Below are 24,908 nucleotides of genomic sequence, written 5' to 3'. Positions count from 1 at the left end.
CAGTCTTCTTTGACTCGTTATAGGCAAGGTTTCCATGGTGAACGAAGATAGGCTCCGGGACTATCTCAAGCGGGTGACGGCTGATCTGCACCAGGCGCGTCAACGCCTGCGTGAGTTGGAGGCAGGAGAGACCGACCCCATCGCGATCGTGGCGATGAGCTGCCGTTTTCCGGGTGGGGTGGGGAGCCCGGAGGACCTGTGGCAACTGGTGGCCGGCGGTAGCGACGCCATTTCCGAGTTCCCGTCCAACCGTGGGTGGGACGTGGACGGGATGTATGACCCGGACCCCGACCACTCGGGCACCTTCTATTCCCGCGAGGGTGGTTTCCTGCACGACGCGGGCGAGTTCGACGCCGGCTTCTTCGGGATTTCGCCGCGTGAGGCACTTGCCATGGACCCGCAGCAGCGGTTGCTGCTGGAGACCTCATGGGAGGCATTCGAGCGTGCGGGCATCGCTCCGGGGTCGGTGAAGGGCCGTCGGGGCGGTGTCTTCGTCGGCGCCTCGACCTCCGGCTACGGGGCCGATGTCGATGAATTCCCGGAGGAAATCGAAGGCCATTTGCTGACGGGCACATCGGCTTCCGTCGTATCCGGCCGTATCGCGTACACCTTCGGTCTCGAAGGCCCCGCGGTGACGGTGGACACGGCATGTTCCTCTTCGCTGGTGGCGCTCCATCTCGCGGTACAGGCGCTGCGTCAGGGCGAATGTGACCTGGCGCTGGCCGGTGGTGTGACGGTGATGTCGACCCCGAGCGCCTTTGTGGAATTCAGCCGTCAGCGCGGTCTGGCGCCCGATGGCCGGTGCAAGCCGTTCGCGGATGCCGCGGATGGCACCGGCTGGTCCGAGGGCGTGGGCATGCTGCTGGTGGAGCGGCTGTCGGACGCGCGGAAGAACGGCCACCCGGTGCTGGCCGTCGTGCGCGGCTCGGCCGTCAACCAGGATGGTGCGTCCAACGGTCTGACGGCGCCGAACGGTCCGTCGCAGCAGCGGGTCATCCGGGACGCGCTGACAAGTGCCCGGCTGACGCCGGCCGATGTGGACGTGGTGGAGGCGCACGGCACCGGCACGTCCCTGGGCGACCCGATCGAGGCGCAGGCGCTGCTCGCGACTTACGGCCAGGAGCGGCCGGAGGGCCGCCCGCTGTGGCTGGGCGCGCTGAAGTCGAACATCGGGCACACCCAGGCCGCCGCCGGTGTCGGTGGGATCATCAAGATGGTCATGGCGATGCGCCACGGTGTGCTGCCGAAGGTGCTGCATGTGGATGAGCCGTCGCGGCAGGTGGACTGGTCGGCGGGTGAGGTGCGGCTGCTGACGGAGGCCACCGAGTGGCCCGAGACCGGTCAGCCGCGCCGGGCGGGTGTCTCCGCCTTCGGTGTGAGCGGCACCAACGCGCACACCATCATCGAGCAGGCCCCGCCGGTCGACGAGGACGAGACCGAGCCGCGTTCGGTCTCCGACCAGGACAGTGGTGTGGCCACGTGGCTGCTGTCGGCTCGTGGCGCGGACGCTCTGCGGGCCCAGGCCGCACGGCTCAGCGCGTTCCTGCTCGAGCGGACCGAGCTGAGTCCCCTGGACGTCGGCCACTCCCTGGTTGCCGCACGGTCGACGTTCGAACACCGTGCGGTGGTGTCGGGCGCCCATCGTGCGGAGCTCCTCCGCGGGCTCGAGGCGGTCGCCACCGGCGAAGCCGCTCCTGGCGTGGTCCAGGGCGTGGCCGGAACCGTGGTCAAGACGGCTTTTCTGTTCTCGGGCCAGGGTGCGCAGCGCCTGGGCATGGGCCGGGAGCTGTACGAGGCGTTCCCGGTGTTCGCCCGCGCGCTGGACGAGGTGTGTGCGCGGCTCGACCTGCTGCTGGACCGTCCGCTGCGGGAGGTGGTGTTCGCGGCGGAGGGGAGCGCGGAGGCCGCACTGCTCGACCAGACGGCGTTCACCCAGCCCGCGCTGTTCGCCATCGAGGTGGCGCTGTTCCGGCTGCTGGAGCACTTCGGTGTCACCCCGGACGTGCTGATCGGCCACTCCATCGGCGAGATCGCCGCCGCGCATGTGGCCGGGGTGTTCTCGCTGGAGGACGCGTGCACGCTGATCGCGGCGCGTGGCCGTCTGATGCAGGCGCTGCCCGAGGGCGGCGCCATGGTGGCGGTGCAGGCGTCGGAGGAGGAAATCGCTCCGTCGCTGGCCGGTCGTGAGGCCGAGGTGAGCATCGCCGCGGTCAACGGCCCGACCGCCGTGGTCATCGCCGGTGACGAGGAAGCGGCACTGGAGATCGCCGCCCAGTGGTCGGAACGAGGGCGCAAGACGAGCCGGCTGCGGGTCAGCCACGCGTTCCACTCGCCCCGCATGGACGCGATGCTGGACGACTTCCGCAAGGTCGTGCGCGGGCTGTCCTTCCAGGCCCCCACCCTGGCGCTGGTCTCCAATGTCACCGGTGAGCCGGTCGGGGCCGACGAGGTCTGCTCGGCGGAGTACTGGGTGCGGCACGTCAGGGAGGCCGTGCGCTTCGCCGACGGCGTGCGCTCCCTGGAGACCCAGGGCGTCACCGCCTACCTGGAGGTGGGCCCCGACGGTGTGCTCTCGGCGATGGCGCGGGAGTGCCTGACCGGAGAGGCGGTTTCGGCCCCGGTCGTGGTGCCGTTCCTGCGCAAGGAGCGCCCCGACGCCCAGGCTCTGATGGCCGCGCTGACCGAAGCCCACGTCCACGGCGTGGCGGTGGACTGGGAAACGGTCTTCGCCGGTCGGGGCGCCCGCACGGTGGAGCTGCCGACCTACCCCTTCCAGCGTCAGCGTTACTGGCTGGAGAGCACGAGCGCGGCGTCGGCCGGCTCCGGCGCCGTGGACACCGTGGACGCACGGTTCTGGGACGCGGTGGAGCGCGAGGACCTGGGCGCGCTGGCGAAGGCGCTGGACGTCGACGGCGGCTCGCTGGGCGAGTTGCTGCCCGCCCTGTCGTCCTATCGTCGGCAGCAGCGCGACCGGGCCACGGTCGACGGCTGGCGGTACCGCATCTCGTGGAAGCCCGTCTCGGAGAACCCCGCGGCCACGCTGTCGGGGACCTGGCTCGTGGTCCTTCCCGCCTCCGGCGTCGATGACGCGTTCGCCGAGTCGGTGTCCACCGCACTCCAGCGGCACGGTGCCGATGTCGTGCGTGTCGTGGCCGACGAGGACGACCTCGCCCCGGGCGTACTGGCCGGACGGCTGCGTGAGATCGCCACCGGTCTGCCCGGGATCGGCGGTGTGCTGTCCCTGGTGGGTGTCGACGAGCGGCCCTGCACCGAGCACCCGGTGGTCTCCCGCGGACTCGCGCTGACCCTGATGCTGGTGCGGGCCCTGGCCGAGGCGGACATCGAGGCCCGCCTGTGGTGCGGCACCCGCGGCGCCGTCTCGGTGGGCCGTTCCGACCAGCTCACGAGCGCGACGCAGGCCGAAATCTGGGGTCTCGGCCGGGTGGCGGCCATGGAGCACCCGCGGATCTGGGGCGGCCTCGTCGACCTGCCCGAGGCGCTGGACGAGCGCGCCGTCGCGCGGCTGCTCCGGACGCTGTCCGCCGAAGGCGGCGAGGACCAGGTGGCGGTGCGCGGCTCCGGAGCGTACGCCCGGCGCCTGTCCCGCGTCACCGCCCCAAACGAGTCGGCGGAGCGCGCGTGGCGGCCCCGGGGCTCGGTGCTGGTGACCGGTGGCACCGGTGCCCTGGGCGCGCACGTGGCGCGCTGGGCCGTGCGCGAGGGCGCCGAACACGTGGTGCTGACGAGTCGTCGCGGCCCGGCGGCCGAAGGCGCCGCTGAGCTCAAGGCGGAGCTCGAGGAACTGGGCGCCCAGGTGACCGTCGCGGCCTGCGACGCCGCCGACCGGGACGCCCTCGCCGCGGTGCTGGCCGCCATCCCCGAGCGGTACCCGCTGAGCGCCGTCGTGCACGCGGCGGGCATCCTGGACGACGGTGTGCTGGACGGCCTGACCGTCGACCAGCTCGCCGGAACCCTGACCGCGAAGGTGGAGGGCGCGCGGCAGCTGCACGAGCTGACCGAAGGACTGTCGCTCGACGCGTTCGTGCTGTTCTCCTCCTTCGCCGGCGTCGTCGGCGGCGCGGGCCAGGCCGCCTACGCGGCGGCCAACGCCTACTTGGACGCGCTGGCGCAGCAGCGCCGCGCCCAGGGCCTGGCCGCCACCGCGGTCGCCTGGGGCCCGTGGGCCGAGAGCGGCATGGCAGCGAGCGGCCGCGCCGGGGAGCGGATGCGTGGCGGGCCACTGCCCCCCATGACTCCCTCGCTGGCCGTGGACACGCTGCGCTGGGCCGTCGGGCAGGACGAGCCCGCGCTGGTCGTGGCCGACATCGACTGGGCCGGTATGGCCTCGATGCTGAGCGCGGGCCCCAGCGCCCTCGTGAACGACATCCCCGAAGCCCGTGAACTCCTGGCCGCCTCCGGCGGTGCCACCGCCCGGACGGAGCCGGGATCCGGTCTGCGGGAACAACTGGCCGGACTCTCGGGCGCCGAACAGCAAGCCGTCCTCCTGGACCTCATCCGCACCCACGCGGCCTCGGCGCTCGGCCACTTCTCGGCGGACGCCGTCGAGCCCGGCCGTGCTTTCCGGGACCTCGGCTTCGACTCCCTCACCGCCATCGAGCTGCGCAACCGGCTCGACCTGGCCACCGGTCTGCGCCTGCCGTCGACCCTCGTCTTCGACTACCCGACCGCCGAGGTGCTCGCCGGCCGGCTGCGGCAGGAGCTCGGCGGAGCCCACACCGAGGCGGCCACCGCCGCGGTGTCGCGCCGTGTGCCCGCGGATGACGACGACCCCATCGCGATCGTGGCGATGAGCTGCCGCTTCCCCGGAGGTGTCGAGACCCCGCAGGACCTGTGGCGCCTCCTGGCCGAGGGCGGCGACGGCATCGCCGGGTTCCCCGGAGACCGTGGCTGGGACGTCGAGGGGATGTACCACCCGGACCCCGAGCACCCGGGCACCTTCTACGCCCGCGAGGGCGGCTTCCTCTACGGAGCACCCCAGTTCGACCCGGTGTTCTTCGGCATCTCGCCGCGCGAGGCGATTGCCATGGACCCGCAGCAGCGGCTGCTGCTGGAGACCTCCTGGGAGGCGTTCGAGTACGCGGGCGTCAAGCCGGCCGCGCTGCGCGGCACCCGCACCGGTGTGTTCGTCGGCACCAACGGCCAGGACTACTCCACGATCATGCTCGACGCCCCCGAGGACTTCGGTGGCCATGTGGGCACGGGCAGCGCGGCCAGCGTGGTGTCCGGGCGTATCTCGTACACGTTCGGCCTCGAGGGGCCGGCGATGACGGTGGACACGGCGTGTTCGTCGTCGCTCGTGGCACTGCATCTCGCGGCGCAGGCACTGCGCCAGGGCGAGTGCGATCTGGCGCTCGCCGGTGGTGTGTCGGTGATGTCGACGCCGGGTGCCTTCGTCGAGTTCAGCCGTCAGCGCGGGCTGGCGCCCGACGGCCGGTGCAAGCCCTTCGCGGAGGGCGCGGATGGCACCGGCTGGTCCGAGGGCGTGGGCATGCTGCTGGTGGAGCGGCTGTCGGACGCGCGGAAGAACGGCCATCCGGTGCTGGCGGTGGTGCGGGGCAGCGCGATCAACCAGGACGGTGCGTCCAACGGTCTGACGGCGCCGAACGGGCCGTCCCAGCAGCGGGTCATCCGGCAGGCGCTGGCGAGTGCCGGACTGTCGGCCGCCGAAGTGGACGCGGTCGAGGCGCACGGCACCGGCACGACGCTGGGTGACCCGATCGAGGCGCAGGCGCTGCTGGCCACCTACGGCCAGGAGCGGCCGGAGGGGCGCCCGCTGTGGCTGGGCGCCATCAAGTCCAACATCGGTCACACGCAGGCCGCGGCCGGTGTGGCCGGGGTCATCAAGATGGTGCTGGCCATGCGTGAGGGCGTGCTGCCGCAGACGCTGCACGTCGGCGAGCCGTCGCGCGAGGTGGACTGGTCGGCCGGTGAGGTGCGGCTGCTGACCGAGGCCACCGCGTGGCCGGAGACGGCCCGGCCGCGCCGGGCCGGTGTCTCCTCGTTCGGACTGAGCGGAACCAACGCGCACACCATCATCGAGCAGGCTCCTGATCTGGAAGAGGTCGGGCCCTCCGAGGCGGCCCCCGAGGCGCCGGTGTCGGCGGCCGTGGTGCCGTGGCTGGTCTCCGGGAAGAACCGGGAGGCGCTGCGGGCGCAGGCCGAGCGGCTGTACGAGCATGTGGCGGCCCGGGACGACATCGGCGTGCTCGACGTCGGGCACACCTTGGCGTCCAGGTCGGTGTTCGAGCACCGTGCCGTGCTGGTGGGTGAGGACCGGGAAACCCTTCTGCGCGGCCTGCGGGCTCTCGCCCAGGGCGGAATCGCCTCGGGAGTCGTCCAGGGCGAGGCCGTAACCGCTGGAAAGTCGGCCTTCCTGTTCTCGGGTCAGGGTGCGCAGCGCCTGGGCATGGGCCGGGAGTTGTACGACGCCTTCCCGGTGTTCGCGCGCGCCCTGGACGAGGTGTGTGCGCATCTGGATGTGGTGCTGGACCGTCCGTTGCGGGAGGTGGTGTTCGCGGCGGAGGGGAGCGCGGAGGCCGCGCTCCTGGACCAGACGGCCTTCACTCAGCCCGCGCTGTTCGCCATCGAGGTGGCGCTGTTCCGGCTGCTGGAGCACTTCGGTGTGACCCCGGATGTGGTGATCGGCCACTCCATCGGTGAGATCGCGGCCGCGCATGTGGCCGGGGTCTTCTCCCTGGAGGACGCGTGCACCCTGGTGGCCGCCCGTGGCCGTCTGATGCAGGCCCTTCCCGAGGGTGGGGCGATGGTCGCGATCCAGGCGTCGGAGGAGGAGATCGCTCCGTCGCTGGCCGGTCGTGAGGCCGAGCTCAGCATCGCCGCCGTCAACGGCCCGACGGCCGTGGTGATCGCGGGTGATGAGGCTGCGGCGCTGGAGGTCGCGGGGCAGTGGGCGGAGCAGGGCCGTAAGACCCGCCGGCTGACGGTCAGCCACGCCTTCCACTCGCCCCGCATGGACGCCATGCTGGACGACTTCCGTGACGTCGTCGCGGGCCTGTCCTTCCAGGCACCGTCCATCGCCCTGGTCTCCAATCTGACGGGCGAGGCGGCGAGCCGCGACGAGGTGTGCTCGCCGGAGTACTGGGTGCGCCACGTCCGGGAGGCGGTGCGGTTCGCGGACGGCATGCGGGCGCTCACCGCCCAGGGCGTCACCAGGTTCCTGGAGGTCGGCCCCGACGGTGTGCTGTCCGCGATGGCGCGGGACTGCTTGACGGAGGACCAGACCGCGGCCTCGGCCGTGGTGCCGGTGCTGCGCAAGGACCGTCCCGAGCCCCAGGCGCTGACGATGGCGCTGGCCGAACTCCACGTCCACGGAGCCCCGGTGGAGTGGGAGTCCGTGGTCGCCGGGCGCGGTGCGCGGATGGTGGAGCTGCCGACGTACGCCTTCCAGCGCGAGCGGTTCTGGCCCGAGGTGTCCATCTCCCTGAACGGCTTGGGCGCGTCGAGCGCCGTCGACTCGGTGGACGCCCGGTTCTGGGAAGCGGTCGAGCGCGAGGATCTCGAAGCGCTCGCCGAGACGCTCGACGTCGATGGCGAGACGCCGCTGAGCGCGGTGCTGCCCGCCCTGTCCACGTACCACCGCAACCGGCGTGACCAGTCCACGATCGACAACTGGCGCTACCGGGTGGCCTGGAAGCCGGTCCCGGACGTGGCCGATGGGTCGCTGTCGGGCACGTGGCTGGTAGTGGTTCCGGCCTCCCGTGCCGAGGACGAGCTGGTGACGGAGGTTCTCTCCGGGCTCGGGCGGCAGGGCGCGGGCGTGGTGTCGCTGGTGGCCGACGAGCGGGACCTCGACGCCGAGGCGCTGGGGGAGCGGCTGCGTGAGGCGGCCGCCGACGCCCCCGCGCTGGGCGGCGTGTTGTCGCTGCTCGCCCTGGACGAGGAGCCCTGCCCGGGACACTCCGCGCTCCCCAGCGGTCTCGCCCTGACACTGACACTGGTGCGGGCCATGGCCGACGCCGGTGTCGAGGCTCCGCTGTGGTGCGGTACGCGGGGAGCCGTGTCCGTGGGCCGCTCCGAAAGGCTCAGCCACCCGAAGCAGGCGATGGTGTGGGCGCTCGGCCGGGTGGCCGCGCTGGAGCTGCCGCAGCTGTGGGGCGGTCTGGTCGACCTGCCCGAGTCCCTGGACGAGCGTGCAGTCGCGCGGCTGGCCGGTGTGCTGGCCGCCGAGGCCACCGAGGTCGTCGAGGACCAGGTGGCGGTGCGCGGCTCCGGCGTCTTCGCACGCCGTCTGACCCGGTCCGCCGCTCCCGTCGCCGACGCGACGACCTGGCGGGCGCGTGGCACGGTGCTGGTGACCGGTGGCACCGGCGCGCTGGGCGGGCAGGTGGCCCGCTGGCTGGTGCGCAACGGCGCCGAGCACCTGGTGCTGACCAGCCGTCGCGGTCTCGAGGCGCCGGGCGCGCCCGAACTGCGCGAGGAGCTCGAGGCGCTGGGCGCCCGGGTGACCGTGGCGGCCTGCGATGTGGCCGACCGCGAGCAGCTGGCCGCGGTGCTGGCCGCGGTGCCCGAGGAGCAGCCGCTGACGGCCGTGGTGCACGCGGCGGGCGCCAACGGGGCCGGGCCGCTGGCCGAGACCGGGCTGGCCGACGCCGCCGCCGTGGTCTCCGGCAAGGTGGCGGGCGCCGTCAACCTGGACGAGCTGCTGGGCGACCGGGAGCTGGACGCGTTCGTGGTCTTCTCCTCGATCGCCGGTGTGTGGGGCAGTGGCGGCCAGGCCGCCTACGGTGCGGCCAACGCCTACCTGGACGCGCTGGTGGAGGACCGCCGTGCCCGGGGTCTGGCCGGTACGGCCGTGGCCTGGGGCCCCTGGGCCGAGGGCGGCATGGCGGCCGGGGACGAGGCCGACCATCTGGCACGCCGCGGTCTGCCCGCGATGGTGCCCGGCCTGGCGATCGCCGCGCTGCAGGGCGCGGTCGCGGGTGACGACGGTGTGCTCACGGTCGCCGATGTGGACTGGGAGCGATTCGCCCCCGCGTTCACGATCGGGCGGCCGAGCCCGCTCCTCGGCGATCTGCCCGAGGTCCAGCGGGCGCTGGCGAACGCCGGCAACGCCGAGGGCACCGGTACCGGTTCGGCACTGCGGGAGCGCCTGACGGGGCTCACCGAGGCCGAGATCGACCGGACCCTGCTCGACCTGGTGCGTGCCCACGCGGCGGCCGTCCTCGGCTTCGCGGGCGCGGAGGCGGTCGAGCCCGGCCGTGCGTTCAAGGAGCTGGGCTTCGACTCGCTGACGGCCGTTGAGTTCCGCAACCGGCTGAACGCGGAGACCGGGCTGGTCCTGCCGGCCACGCTGGTCTTCGACTACCCGAGCGCCACGGTGCTGGCCGGCCATCTGCGGGCCGAGGTGCTGGGGACGCGGGACGCGGTGGCCGCGCCGTCGGCGGTGGCGGTCCCGGCCGACGACGATCCGATCGCGATCGTCGGGATGAGCTGCCGCTTCCCGGGCGGTGTGCGCAGCCCGGAGGAGCTGTGGAACCTCGTGGCGGCTGGTACGGACGCCATCACGGACTTCCCCTCCGACCGCGGGTGGGATGTCGAGGGGATGTACGACCCCGACCCGGAGCGGTCGGGCACGTTCTACACCCGTGAGGGCGGGTTCCTCGACGGGGCGAGCGAGTTCGACGCGGCGTTCTTCGGGATCTCGCCCCGCGAGGCGCTCGCCATGGACCCCCAGCAGCGGCTGCTGCTGGAGACCTCGTGGGAGGCGTTCGAGCGGGCCGGTATCGACCCGGCGTCCATGCGCGGCAGCCAGATCGGTGTCTATGTCGGAGCCGCGACTTCCGGTTACGGAACGGGGCTGCACGAGATCCCCGAGGGGCTCGAAGGGCAGATGCTGACCGGCAGCGCCACTTCGGTCGTGTCGGGCCGCATCTCCTACACGTTCGGTCTTGAGGGACCCGCGCTGACGGTGGACACCGCGTGCTCGTCGTCGCTGGTCGCCCTGCACCAGGCCGCGCAGGCGGTGCGCCAGGGCGAGTGCTCCATGGCGCTCGCCGGTGGCGTCACCGTGATGACCAGTCCGGCCGCCTTCGTGGAGTTCAGCCGTCAGCGCGGTCTGGCGCCCGACGGTCGGTGCAAGCCGTTCGCGGATGCCGCGGACGGCACGGGCTGGTCCGAGGGTGTGGGCATGCTGCTCGTGGAGCGGCTGTCCGACGCCCGGCGCAACGGCCACCAGGTGCTGGCGATCGTGCGGGGCTCCGCCGTCAACCAGGACGGTGCGAGCAACGGTCTGACGGCGCCGAACGGCCCCTCGCAGCAGCGGGTGATCCGCCAGGCCCTCGCCAACGCCCGGCTGTCGCCGGCCGACGTCCACGTCATCGAGGCACACGGCACGGGTACGACGCTGGGCGACCCGATCGAGGCGCAGGCGCTGCTGGCCACCTACGGCCAGGAGCGCCCGGGGGACCTGCCGCTCTGGCTGGGATCGATCAAGTCGAACATCGGTCACACCCAGGCCGCGGCCGGTGTCGCCGGTGTCATCAAGATGGTGATGGCCATGCGGCACGGAGTGTTGCCGCGGACGCTGCACGTGGACGAGCCGTCGCGCGAGGTGGACTGGTCGGCGGGCGAGGTGCGGCTGCTGACCGAGGCCGCCGCGTGGCCCGAGACCGAGCAGCCGCGCCGGGCGGGTATCTCCGCCTTCGGTGTGAGCGGCACCAACGCGCACACCATCATCGAACAGGCCCCGGTCCAGGACCAGACGGAGCCCGTCCGGACCCCCGCCGACGACCATGGCATGGCCCCGTGGGTGCTCTCCGGCCGGAGCCCGGAAGCCCTGCGCGCCCAGGCCGAGCGGCTGCGCGCCCACCTCTCCGAAGAGGCCGGGCCCGGCGTGCTGGACATCGCCGAATCGCTGGTCGCCACGCGATCGGTGTTCGAGCACCGCGCGGTGCTGCTGGGCACCGGACGCGAGACGCTGCTGCGCGGCCTGGAGACCGTCGCCGCCGGCGACGACGCCCCCGGCATCGTCCAGGGGCAGGCGGCCAAGGCCGGAAAGACCGCGTTCCTGTTCACCGGCCAGGGTGCGCAGCGCCTCGGCATGGGCCGGGAGTTGTACGACGCGTTCCCGGTGTTCGCCCGTGCGCTGGACGAGGTGTGTGCGCACCTGGACGTGGTGCTCGACCGTCCGCTGCGCGAGGTGATGTTCGCGGCCGAGGGCAGTGCGGACGCCGAACTGCTCGACCAGACGGCGTTCACCCAGCCCGCGCTGTTCGCCATCGAGGTGGCGCTGTTCCGGCTGCTGGAGCACTGGGGCATCACCCCGGATGTGCTGATCGGCCACTCCATCGGCGAGATCGCCGCCGCCCACGTCGCCGGGGTGTTCTCCCTGGAGGACGCCTGCACCCTGGTCGCCGCCCGCGGCCGCCTGATGCAGGCCCTCCCCGAGGGTGGCGCGATGGTCGCCATCGAGGCGTCGGAGGAGGAGATCTCGGGCTCGCTCACCGGTCGTGCGGCCGAGCTGAGCATCGCCGCGGTCAACGGCCCGAACGCCGTGGTCATCGCCGGTGACGAGGAAGCGGCACTGGAGATCGCCGGACAGTGGGCGGAGCGGGGCCGTAAGACCCGCCGCCTGCGGGTCAGCCACGCCTTCCACTCCCCGCACATGGACGCGATGCTGGACGGCTTCCGCGCGGTCGCGGAGACGCTCACCTACCACGGCCCCGCCACCGCGTTCATCTCGAACGTCACGGGCGAGCAGGCCGGTGCCGAAGAGGTGTGCTCGCCGGAGTACTGGGTGCGGCACGTGCGCGAGACCGTCCGCTTCCTCAACGGGGTGCGGACCCTCGAAGTCCAGGGCGTCACCACCTACATCGAGGTGGGCCCCGACGGCGTGCTGTCCGCGATGGCCCAGGACTGCCTGACCGAACCGGTCGACGACATCGCCGCCGAGGACGCCCCGGCCCCCCTGCTGGTCCCGGTGCTGCGCAAGGACCGTCCCGAGACACAGGCGCTCGTGGCGGCCCTCGCCGAAACACACGTCCACGGCGCAACCGTCGACTGGCGGGCCTTCTTCGCCGGACGCGGCGCCCGCCGCGTGGACCTGCCCACCTACGCGTTCCAGCACCAGCGTTACTGGCTGGAGGCCGGCACCGCGGCGGGAGACGCCGCCGCCTTCGGCCTCGACCCCGCCGATCACCCGCTGCTGGGCGGAGCCGTCCCCCTCGCGGGCACCGACAGCCTGGTCTTCACCGGAACGCTCTCGCTGCACACCCAGCCCTGGCTGGCGGACCACGTCCTGCGCGGCGAAGCGGTCCTGGCCACCACGGCCCTCGTCGAACTGGCGATTCGCGCCGGCGACGAGGTCGGCCTCGGCCATCTGGAAGAGCTCGTCAGCCAGGCACCGCTGGTCCTTCCCCGAGGGAACGGAGTCCAGATTCAGCTCGTCCTCGGCGAGGAGGACGAGTTCGGCACCCGCTCGCTGGAGATGTACTCGCGCGTGGCCGAGCCGGCCGACGAGGACGAGGACGAGTGGATCTGCCACGCCAGCGGTGTGCTCGCCCCGGAGCCGGAGGACATCGCGGCCGCCGAAGGAGCGGTGCGCTTCTCCTCCGCCGCATGGCCCCCGCCCGGCGCCGAGCGCGTCGATGTGGACGGCCTGTACGAGACGCTCGCCGAAAGCGGCCTCGTCTACGGACCTTCCTTCCGTGGCCTGCGAGCGGTGTGGCAGCGCGATGACGAGGTGTTCGCCGAGATCAGCCTGGCCGAGGAGTCCATCGCGGAAGCCGAGCGGTTCGGGCTGCACCCGGCCCTTCTGGACGCGGCGTTGCAGCCGCTCGGCCTCGGAGTGCTGGACGGCGTGGGGCGCGGCCGCGTCCTGTTCAGCCTGGCCGGCGTGTCGCTGTACGCGTCCGGAGCCTCCGAGCTGCGTGTCCGGCTCGCCCGCACCGGCCCGGAGACCCTCTCCCTGGCAGCGATCGATGGAGCCGGCGACGCCGTCGTCTCCGCCGACACGCTGACGCTGCGCCAGGTCGTGACGGACCAGCCGGAGCCCCCGGCGCCGGAGACGACCGAGACCCTGCCTGAACCCGCCGCCTCACCCGAGGCGAACACCGACGCACCGGTGGCCACCGAATCCCCCGTGGCCACCGAACCCCCCGTGGAGGAGACCACCGCCATGCCTGCCCGTCGACCCAGGACCACACGGCGCACCGCCCAGCGGGGCGGACCCGAGTCCGGGTCCGGGCCGCTCTCCGCGCTGCGGGAGCGGCTGGCCGGACTCTCCGAGCCCGAGCAGGACCGTGTGCTGCTCGAAGTGGTCCGCACACATGTCGCGGCGGTGCTCGGACACGATTCCGCCGACCAGGTCCAGGGCTCACAGGCGTTCAAGGACCTCGGCTTCAGCTCGCTGACCGCCGTCGAGTTCCGCAACCGGGTGAGCAAGGCCATCGGTCTGCGCCTCCCGGCGACGGCCGTGTTCGACTACCCGACCCCCGTCGAACTGGCGAAGTTCGCCCGTGCCGAGGTCCTCGGCGCGCTGACCGGGGCGCGGCAGCCGGCGCCGGTCGCGGTGGCGGACAGCGACGAGCCGATCGTGATCGTGGGGATGAGCTGCCGCTATCCCGGAGGGGTGGCCACCCCGGAGGATCTGTGGGACCTCGTCGCCCAGGGCCGGGACGGCATCTCGCCCTTCCCGACGGACCGCGGCTGGGACGTGGAGAACCTCTACGACCCGGACCCGGACGAGCCCGGCAAGTGCTACACGCAGGAAGGTGGCTTCCTGCACGGCGCCAGCCAGTTCGACCCGGCGTTCTTCGGGATTTCGCCGCGTGAGGCGATCGCGATGGACCCGCAGCACCGTCTGCTGCTGGAAACCTCGTGGGAGGCCCTGGAGCGGGCCGGTATCGACCCGCTCTCGGCGAAGGGCAGCCAGACCGGCGTCTTCGCGGGCGTGACCTACCAGGACTACGGCGGTGTCCTCGCCGGATCCCAGGAAGCCGTCGAGGGCCTCGTCGGCACCGGTGTCTCGCCGAGCGTGCTCTCGGGTCGTATCTCCTACACCATGGGCCTCGAGGGGCCCGCCATGACGGTGGACACCGCGTGCTCGTCGTCGCTGGTCGCCCTGCACCTCGCCTGGCAGGCACTGCGCCAGGGCGAGTGCTCGCTGGCGCTGGCGGGCGGTGTGACGGTGATGTCCACCCCGATGTCGCTGGTCGAGTTCAGCCGGCAGCGTGCGCTCGCCTCCGACGGACGCAGCAAGCCCTTCTCGGCCGCCGCGGACGGCGCCAGCTGGGCCGAAGGCGTCGGCATGCTCGTCCTCGAGCGGCTGTCGGACGCCCGCCGCAACGGACACCCCATCCTCGCCGTGGTGCGCGGCAGCGCGGTGAACCAGGACGGTGCGTCCAACGGTCTGACGGCGCCCAACGGCCCCTCGCAGCAGCGGGTCATCCGGCAGGCGCTGGCGAACGCCCGCCTGTCGGCCGCCGAGGTGGACGCGGTGGAGGCGCACGGCACGGGTACCTCGCTGGGCGACCCGATCGAGGCGCAGGCGCTGCTGGCCACCTACGGCCAGGAGCGTCCCGAGGGCCAGCCGCTGATGCTGGGCGCCATCAAGTCGAACATCGGCCACTCGCAGGCGGCCGCGGGCGTGGGCGGCGTCATCAAGATGGTGATGGCGATGCGGCACGGCGTGCTGCCGAAGACGCTGCACCTCGACGAGCCCTCGCCCCACGTGGACTGGACGGAGGGCGACGTCGAGCTGCTGGCCGAGGCGAGGCCGTGGCCCGAGACCGGGCATCCGCGGCGCGCGGGTGTGTCGGCGTTCGGCATGAGCGGCACCAATGTGCACACCATCCTGGAGCAGGCCCCCGAGATCGAGGCGGCCGAGACCGCCGAGACCGCTGAGGCCGAGGTGGTCGACGGCCCGGTGGCCTGGGTCCTGGCGGGCAAGAGCGGCGACGCGCTGCAGGCCCAGGCGGCCACGCTGCGCGAGTTCGTGACCGAGCGCCCGGAGCTTCGTACGGCCGATGTGGCGCTCTCCCTGGCGACGACCAGGTCCGCGTTCCAGTACCGGGCCGCGGTGACCGGGACCGGCCGCGAGGAGCTCCTGGAGCGCCTGGACGCGGTGGCCCAGGGTGCGAAGGCACCGGGTGTGGTCCGCGCCAGCGCCGCCGAGGCAACCGGCCGTTCGGTGTTCGTGTTCCCCGGCCAGGGCGCGCAGTGGATGGGGATGGCGGTGGGCCTGCTCGAGAGTTCGCCGGTGTTCGCGGAGGCGATCGGTGAGTGTGAGTCGGCGTTGTCGGCTCATGTGGACTGGTCGTTGACGGATGTGCTGCGCGGCGTCGAGGGCGCTCCTGGTTTCGACCGGGTGGATGTGGTTCAGCCGGTGCTGTTCGCGGTGATGGTGTCGTTGGCGAAGTTGTGGCGTTCGGTGGGTGTGGAGCCGGATGCGGTGATGGGGCACAGCCAGGGTGAGATCGCCGCGGCGTGTGTCGCGGGTGCGCTGTCGCTGGAGGACGCCGCGAAGGTGGTGGCGTTGCGGTCGCAGGCGATCGCGGCGGGCCTTGCGGGCCGTGGTGGCATGGTGTCGGTCGGGCTTCCGGTCGACCAGGTCAAGGAGCGGATCGCCGCCTGGGACGGCGGAATTTCCGTCGCGGCGGTCAACGGCCCCGGCTCGGTTGTCGTCTCCGGTGATCCGGGTGCGCTGGATGAGATGGTGGCGCAGCTGGAGGGTGAGGAGGTGCGGGTTCGTCGGGTTCCGGTGGACTATGCCTCGCACTCGGCCCATGTGGAGGCGATTCACGAGGAGTTGCTGAGGGTTCTGGCGGACATTCAGCCGCGTTCCTCGGAGGTGCCGTTCTACTCCACGGTCTCCGGTGAGCTGGTGGACACCGCTGGTCTGGATGCCGAGTACTGGTACCGGAACCTGCGGCAGACCGTTGAGCTGGAGGCAACCACCCGCACCCTGCTCGGCAGCGGGCATGACGTGTTCATCGAGGTGAGCCCGCACCCCGTGCTGACCCTGCCGGTGCAGCAGACGGTGGAGGCCGCCGAGGCGCAGGCCGTGGTCGTCGGCACCCTGCGGCGCGACGAGGGCGGTCTGGAGCGGTTCCTGACCTCGATCGCCGAGCTGCATGTCAATGGGGCCGGTGTCGACTGGCCGACGGTGTTCGCCGGACAGGGCGCCCGTCAGGTCGACCTGCCCACCTACGCCTTCCAGCGGCAGCGGTACTGGCCGGAGCCTGCCGACGACGCCGGGTTCGGCAACGCCCCGGTGTCCGAGGCCGACGCGGTGGACGCGCGGTTCTGGGACGCCGTCGAGCGCGAGGACCTCGAAGGACTGGCGCAGACGCTGGAGCTCGACGGGGAGGCGCCGCTGAGCGCGGTGCTGCCCGCCCTGTCGTCGTACCGGCGCGGCAGGCGTGACCGCTCGACCGTCGACAACTGGCGCTACCGGATCAACTGGAAGCCCCTGATCGACCAGCCCTCGTCCGGCTCCGAGCGGGAGCAGGGGGCCCCGATCACCGGTACCTGGATGGTCGTCGTCCCGCCGGTCGACACCGCCCGTGACCTGGCCGAGCGCATCGCGCGGGACGTGGAGCGCCACGGTGCCCGCATGGTGCGGGTCGACCTGGACGACACGGAGCCGGAGCGGTCGACGCTGACCGAACTCCTCCGGGACGCGGCACCCCGCACGCTCTCCGCGGACGGCACCGAGCAGGAGGGGACGCTCGCGATCGACGGAGTGCTCTCCCTGCTCGCGCTCGACGAGGAGGCACTCGCCGAACACCCGGGCGTTCCGCGCGGCTTCGCCGGCACCGTGACCCTGGTCCAGGCGCTGAGCGACATCGACATCGATGTGCCGCTCTGGCTCGCCACCACCGGAGCCGTGTCCGTGGGCCGCTCCGACCGGGTCGGCAGCGTCAAGCAGTCCCTGGTGTGGGGTCTGGGCCGGGTGGTCGGCCTGGAGTACGCACAGCGGTGGGGCGGTCTCGTCGACCTCCCCGAGTCGCCGGACGCGATCGACGACCGGGTGCTGAACCGTCTGGTCGGCCTGATCGGGCGCTCCGGTGACGAGGACCAGGTCGCGGTGCGCGCCTCCGGGATCTTCGGCCGGCGGCTCGTCCGGGCGCCCTTGGGCGACGCCCGGCCGGCCCGCACCTGGCAGCCCGGCGGCAGCGTCCTGATCACCGGTGGTACCGGTGCCCTCGGTGGCCGCCTCGCCCGCTGGCTCGCCCGTGGCGGCGCCGAGCACTTGGTGCTCACGAGCCGCCGCGGCCTGGACGCCCCCGGCGCGGCCGAGCTGCGGGACGAGCTGACCGCTCTCGGCGTGCGGGTCACCGTCGCGGCCTGTGACGCCGCCGACCGCGGCGCGTTGCGGGAGCTCCTCGACGGGCTGCCCGCGGAGTACCCGCTGACCGCGGTGGTGCACGCGGCCGGTGTGCTGGACGACGGCCTCATCGACACCCTCACCGTCCCCAGGACGCAGGGTGTCTTCCGGCCCAAGGTGGACGCCGTGGTGAACCTCCACGAGCTGACCCGGGACCTGGAACTGTCCGCGTTCATCCTCTTCTCCTCCTACGCCGGAACCGTCGGTGGTGCCGGTCAGGGCAGCTACGCCGCCGCGAACGCCTTCCTCGACGCCCTGGCGCAGCAGCGCCGGGCCCAGGGGCTGGCCGCGACCTCGGTGGCATGGGGTGCCTGGGGCGGCGGCGGTCTGGTCGACGACGCCACCTCGGCCCAGCTGAAGCGGCGCGGTATGCCGCCGCTGGTGCCCGAACTCGCCGTCGACGCCCTTCAGCAGGCCCTCGATCACGACGAGGTCGACGTCACCGTCGCCGACGTGGACTGGGAGCGCTACGCCCCCGGCTTCGCCTCGGCCCGGCCGCGTCCGCTGCTGAACGAGCTGCCGGAGGTGCGGCAGGCCCTGGAGGCGGCGCAGGCCGAGCTGGGCGCGGCGCTCTCCGGGCTGGCCGAGCGCCTCGAGGGGCTGTCGGCCGTCGAACGCGAGGCGGAGGTGCTCGACCTCGTCAGGTCCCAGGCCGCCGAGGTGATCGGATACCCGAGCGCCGACGCGGTGGAGCCGGAACGGGCCTTCAGGGACATCGGGTTCGACTCGCTGACGGCGGTGGAGCTGCGCAACGGCCTCAGCACGGCCGCCGGTGTGAACCTGCCGGTCACCGTGGCCTTCGACTACCCGACACCCACCGTGCTCGCCCGGTTCATCCTGGGCGAGGTGCAGGGCACCGACCCCGCGCCGGTGGACGACCTGCCGGTGGCGACGGGCACCGTCGTGGACGACGATCCGATCGCGATCGTCTCGATGAGCTGCCGCTTCCCCGGTGGCGTGCGCACTCCCGAGGACCTGTGGCGACTGGTCTCCGAGGGCAGCGACGTGATCAGCGCCTACCCGACCAACCGCGGCTGGGACCTCGACGACCTCTACGACCCGGACCCGGAGAACACGGGCACCAGCTACGCGAGCGGCGGCGGCTTCGTCTACGACGCCGACGAATTCGACCCGGTGTTCTTCGGCATCGCCCCCCGCGAGGCGCTGACCATCGACCCGCAGCAACGGCTGCTGCTGGAGACCTCCTGGGAGGCGATCGAGCGGGCGGGCATCGACCCGATGTCGCTCAAGGGAAGCCGGACCGGTGTCTTCGCGGGCAGCAACGGCCAGGACTACATCGGCCTGCTGCTGGCCGCCCCGGGCGGACCCGAGGGCTACCTCGGAACCGGAAACTCGGGCAGCGTCGTATCGGGCCGTATCTCCTACACCTTCGGCCTCGAAGGACCGGCCGTCACGGTGGACACGGCGTGTTCCTCGTCGCTGGTGGCGCTGCACATGGCCGTGCAGTCGCTGCGCCAGGGAGAGTCCTCGCTCGCGCTGGCCGGCGGTGTGACGATCATGTCCAGCCCGGGCTCGTTCGTGGACTTCAGCCGCCAGAAGGGGCTGTCGACGGACGGACGGTGCAAGGCGTTCGCGGCATCGGCCGACGGCACGGGCTGGGCCGAGGGCGTCGGCATGCTGCTGCTCGAGCGGCTGTCGGACGCGCGGCGCAACGGTCACCCGGTGATGGCGATCGTGCGCGGCTCCGCCGTCAACCAGGACGGCGCGTCCAACGGCCTGACGGCGCCCAACGGCCCGTCGCAGCAGCGGGTGATCCGCCAGGCGCTGGCCGGCGCCGACCTCGCCGCCCACCAGGTGCAGGCGGTCGAGGCGCACGGCACCGGCACCCGGCTCGGTGACCCGATCGAGGCGCAGGCGCTGCTGGCCACCTACGGCCAGGGGCGGCCGGAGAACGAGCCGCTGTGGCTGGGTTCCATCAAGTCCAACATCGGGCACACCCAGGCGGCCGCCGGTGTCGCGGGAATCATCAAGATGGTGATGGCCATGCGGGAGGGCGTGCTGCCGCAGACGCTCCACGTCGACGAGCCGACGCCGCATGTGGACTGGACGGCGGGCGAGGTCCGGCTGCTGACCGCGCCGATCCCGTGGCCGGAGAACGGCGAGCCGCGCCGGGCGGGCATCTCCTCGTTCGGCATCAGCGGCACCAACGCCCACACCATCATCGAGCAGGCCCCGGAGCCGGAGGAGCCGGAGACGGTGGAGCGGGTCCGTACGGACGCTCCGCCGGCCGGTTCGGACACGCTTCCCTGGACGGTCAACGGCAAGGGGACCGAGGCGCTGCGCGCCCAGGCGAGGAACCTGCACGACTACGTGACGGCCCACCCCGAGCTCGACCTCGACGACGTGGGCTACTCGCTGGCGACCACCCGGTCCGCCTTCGACCACCGCGCCGTGCTCCTGAGCGGCGACCGGGAAGGGCTGCTGAGCGGTCTCGACGCCATCGCCTCGGGCACCGCGGCCCCCGGAGTCGTCCAGGGCTCGGTGGGCACCGCCGGCAAGACGGCGTTCCTGTTCTCGGGCCAGGGCGCGCAGCGCCTGGGCATGGGCCGGGAGCTGTACGACGCCTTCCCGGTGTTCGCCCGTGCGCTGGACGAGGTGTGCGCGCATCTCGATGTGCTGCTCGACCGGCCGCTGCAGGAGGTGATGTTCGCCGCCGAGGACAGCGCGGACGCCACGCTGCTCGACCAGACGGCCTTCACCCAGCCCGCGCTGTTCGCCATCGAGGTGGCGCTCTTCCGGCTGCTGGAGCACTGGGGCATCACCCCGGACGTGCTGATCGGCCACTCGGTGGGAGAGGTCGCGGCCGCGCATGTGGCCGGCGTGTTCTCGCTGGAGGACGCGTGCGCGCTCATCGTGGCGCGTGGCCGGCTGATGCAGGCGCTGCCCGAGGGCGGCGCGATGGTGGCGGTCCAGGCGTCGGAGGAGGAGATCGCCGGTTCGCTGGCCGGCCGCGAGGCCGAGCTGAGCGTCGCCGCGGTCAACGGCCCGACGGCCGTGGTGATCGCGGGCGATGAGGCCGCGGCGCTGGAGGTCGCCGGAGAGTGGGAGCGGCAGGGCCGCAAGACCCGCCGGCTGACGGTCAGCCACGCCTTCCACTCGCCCCGCATGGACGCGATGCTGGACGACTTCCGGGACATCGTCACCGGCCTGTCCTTCCAGGCACCGTCGATCTCCCTGGTCTCCAACCTCACCGGCAAGCCCGCGGGTGCGGCCGAAGTGTGCTCCCCGGAGTACTGGGTGCGGCATGTGCGGGAGGCGGTGCGCTTCGCGGACGGGGTACGGGCCCTGGAGAAGCTCGGGGTCACCTCGTTCCTGGAAGTGGGCCCCGACGGTGTGCTCACCGCGATGGCCCAGGACTGCCTGACGGCCGACGAGGACGCGGGCGTCGCCGCCTTCACCCTCGTCCCCGCTCTGCGCAAGAACCGCCCCGAAACCCAGTCGCTGACCACGGCGCTGGCCGAACTCCACGTCCACGGCACCACCGTGGACTGGTCGACGGCGTTCGACGGGCGCGACGTCCGGCGGGTGGAGCTGCCCACCTACGCCTTCCAGCGGCAGCGCTACTGGCCGAAGGCCCCCGGCGCCATGACCGGCGACGTCGCCTCCATCGGGCTCAGCTCCCCCAACCACCCGCTGCTGGGGGCCGGAGTCGAACTCGCGGGCAGCGACGGATTCCTGTTCACCAGCAGGCTGTCGGTGCAGAGCCAGCCGTGGCTCGCCGACCACGCGATCGGGGGCGCGGCCCTGTTCCCCGGGACCGGGTTCCTCGAACTGGCCATTCGCGCCGCCGACCAGGTCGGATGCGGCCGGGTGGAAGAGGTCACCCTGGCGACCCCGATGGTCCTGCCCGAGAACGAACCGGTCCAGGTGCAGCTGTGGGTGGGTGACGCGGACGAGACGGGGCACCGCTCGCTCAGCCTGTACTCCCGCCCGGCCGACGCGACCTCGGACCAGCCGTGGACGCAGCACGCGAGTGGCGCGCTCGCCCCGGCCGCACCCGAGCCGTCGTTCGACTTCGGCGTCTGGCCCCCCGAGGGCACCGAGGCCCTGGAGATCGACGACTTCTACGAGCGCTTCGCCGCCACCGGGTTCGCCTACGGCCCCGTCTTCCAGGGCCTGCGGGCCGCCTGGCGCTCGGGCGACGACGTCTACGTCGAAGTCAGCCTCGGGGACCACGCGTCGGACGCGGTCGACTTCGGCCTTCACCCGGCGCTGCTGGACGCCGCCGTGCAAGCGGTGACGTTCGTCGCCCTGGAGGACGTCGGCCTCTCCCGGCTTCCGTTCTCCTGGAGCGGGGTGTCGCTCCACGCCGGTGGCGCGTCCACGCTGCGGGTGCGGCTCAGCAAGCTCGGACCGGACTCGATCTCCCTCACGGTGGCCGACGGAACCGGCCGCCCCGTGGCGTCGATCGAATCCCTGGTGCTGCGCCCGGTGTCCGTGGAACACATCGACGCGGCCAGGACCGCGGCGTTCCGCGACTCGCTGTTCACGCTGGACTGGACCCCCGTCCCGGCCATCGCTCCGGCCGAGGTGGCAACGGCCCAGTGGGCCGTGGTGGGCACCGACCCCTACGGACTGGCCGCCGGCGAGATCGCCGGGGCCGAGGTGACCGCCTACGCCGATCTGGAGGCGCTGGGCGCCGCGATCGACGGTGGCGCCGCCGCCCCGGAGGCCGTGCTGGTGTCCTACGCACCGGGTCTCGACGACCCGGCGGCGCAGGGCACACCCAAGAGCAAGGCGAAGGGCAAGGGCAAGAGCAAGAGCAAGGCCAAGCAGGGCCTGGAGCCAGCTGGCGCCATCCACGCGGTGACGCACCACACGCTGGGCATGATCCAGGGCTGGCTCGGCGACCGCCGGTTCGCCTCCTCCCGACTGGTCTTCGTGACCTCGGGCGCCATGGCGCCCGAAGACCGCGACGAGACCCCGGACATGATCCACGCCCCCCTCTGGGGCATGGTGCGGTCCGCGCAGTCGGAGAACCCGAACTGCTTCGTCCTGGTGGACCTGGACCCACAGGAGCCCACCGAGGCGTCCAAGGCGGCACTGGCCACGGTGCTCGCCGGCGACGAGCCGCAGGCCGTGGTCCGCGAGGGCACGGTGCTCGGCCAGCGCATGGCCCGGGTCTCCTCGGGCACCGCGCTGCTGCCGCCCGCGGGGGTCCGGGAATGGCGGCTGGACATGCACGCCAAGGGGACCCTGGAGAACCTGGCGCTGCTGCCCAGCCCCGATGTGACGGAGGAACTGGGCGCGACCGAGATCAGGGTGGCGCTGCGCGCCGCGGGTCTGAACTTCCGCGATGTGCTCAACGCCCTGGGGATGTACCCCGGCGAGGCCGGGCCGCTCGGTGGCGAGGGCGCCGGTGTGGTGACCGAGGTCGGCTCCGCGGTGACGGACCTCGCGCCCGGCGACCCGGTGATGGGCATCTTCGGCGGGTCGTTCGGCCCGGTCGCCATCACCGACCGGCGCGTGGTCGCCCGGGTCCCGGAGGGCTGGACGTTCGAGCAGGCGGCCTCCACGCCCATCGTGTTCCTGACGGCCTACTACGCCATGGTGGACCTGGCGGGTCTCGAGGCCGGCCAGTCGGTGCTGGTGCACTCGGCGGCCGGTGGTGTGGGCATGGCCACGCTCCAGCTGGCGCGGCACCTCGGCGCCGAGGTGTTCGGTACCGCGAGCGAGGGCAAGTGGGACACCCTGCGGGCACTCGGCCTGGACGACGAGCACATCGCGTCGTCGCGGACGCTGGACTTCGAGAAGCGCTTCCTCGACGCGACCGGCGGACGCGGCATGGACGTGGTGCTCGACTCGCTGGCCCGGGAGTTCGTTGACGCGGGTCTGCGCCTGCTGCCGCGCGGCGGCCGGTTCCTGGAGATGGGCAAGACCGACATCAGGGTCCCGGACGAGGTGGCCGCCGAGTACACCGGTGTCTCCTACCAGGCGTTCGACCTGATGGAGGCGGGAGCCGACCGCATCCACGAGATGTGGGGCGTCCTGCTCTCCCTGTTCGAGAGCGGAGTGCTGCGACCGCTTCCGGTGCGCACCTGGGACGTCCGCAGGGCACCCGACGCCTTCCGCTTCATCAGCCAGGCCCGCCACACCGGCAAGGTGGCGCTGACGATCCCGAGGACGCTGGACGGCCCGGGCACGGTGCTGATCACGGGTGGCACGGGTGGTCTGGGCGCGCTGCTGGCCCGCCATCTGGTGGTGGAGCACAAGGTCGAGCGTCTGGTGCTGACGAGTCGTCGTGGCGCGGAGGCGCCGGGTGCGGCGGAGTTGGTGGCGGAGCTGGCCGGGCTCGGTGCGCAGGCGCAGGTCGTGGCGTGTGATGTCGCCGACCGCGCTTCGGTGGAGAGCCTCCTGGCCGGAATCGGTTCGGAGCATCCGCTGTCGGCCGTGGTGCATGCGGCGGGTGTGCTGGATGACGGTGTGGTGGAGTCGCTGACGCCGGAGCGGGTGGACAAGGTGCTGCGTCCGAAGGTGGACGCCGCGCTGCACCTGCACGAGCTGACCCGCGACCTCGACCTCTCCGCCTTCATCCTGTTCTCCTCCGTCTCCGGAACCTTCGGCGGCGCCGGCCAGGCCAACTACGCGGCGGGCAACGCCTTCATGGACGCCCTGGCCCAGCACCGCAGGGCCGCGGGACTCCCGGCCGCCTCGCTCGTCTGGGGCCCGTGGACGCAGGACGGCGGCATGACCACCGAGCTGGCCGACGCCGACGTCACCCGCATGACCAGGACCGGAATGGTCGCCCTCACCCCCGAGGCCGGGCTCGCACTGTTCGACGCGACCCGCGATCTCGACGGTGCCGTCCTGGTGCCCATGACGATGGACATGTCGTCGGTGGGCGAGCCGGTGCCCGCGCTGCTGCGCGGACTGGTGCGAGGCCCCGCGCGCAGGACCGCGGAGTCGGCCGCCACCAGCACCGGGGCCGACCCGGCCGCCGAGCTCAAGCAGCACCTGGCCGGGAAGTCCGAAGCGGAGCGCGAGCGCATCCTGGTGGACCTGGTGTGCGACCAGGTGGCCATCGTCCTCGGCTATGCGTCGGGACAGGCGATCGAGCCGGGACACGCGTTCAAGGATCTGGGCTTCGACTCCCTGTCGGCCGTCGAACTGCGCAACCGTCTCAACGCCATCACCGGAACGCGGCTGCCGGCGACCCTGGTGTTCGACTACCCGACCCCGGCGTCGCTCGGACGATTCCTGCGCGAAGAGGTCACCCCCGCCGACGGGCCCGCGACCGAGCCCGTCTTCGGAGAACTCGACCGCCTGGAATCCACCCTGTCGGCGCTCGACTCCGACGGCGAGACGCGCGACAAGGTCATGGCGCGGCTCCAGGGCCTGGTGGCCAAGTGGTCCGCCGGCGGAACCGGGCAGGTGTCCGGCACCTCGACGGCGCTGGACGACGAGCTGGACGACGACAGCGAGATCGAATCGGCCACCGCCGACGAGATCTTCAAACTCATCGACGACGAATTCGGAACCTCCTGACGTGGCGAGCTGGAACTCACAGAGTGTTTCAAGG

At 72.5% G+C, this 24,908-nt stretch carries 1 protein-coding gene; it reads left to right on the top strand.

Going from position 1 to position 24,908, the window contains the following annotated elements:
- Positions 1–34: 34 nt before the first annotated feature.
- On the top strand, positions 35–24,874 hold the full coding sequence (locus tag J8403_RS03000; RefSeq protein ID WP_211121717.1) for a type I polyketide synthase: 24,840 nt from the start codon (positions 35–37) through the stop codon (positions 24,872–24,874).
- The last annotated feature ends 34 nt before the right edge of the window (positions 24,875–24,908 follow it).

The organism is Streptomyces yatensis (assembly GCF_018069625.1).
In the GTDB taxonomy this organism is placed as follows: Bacteria; Actinomycetota; Actinomycetes; order Streptomycetales; family Streptomycetaceae; genus Streptomyces; species Streptomyces yatensis.
Note: the sequence above shows the minus strand (reverse complement) of the source record. Positions and strands in the feature narration are given on the sequence as shown.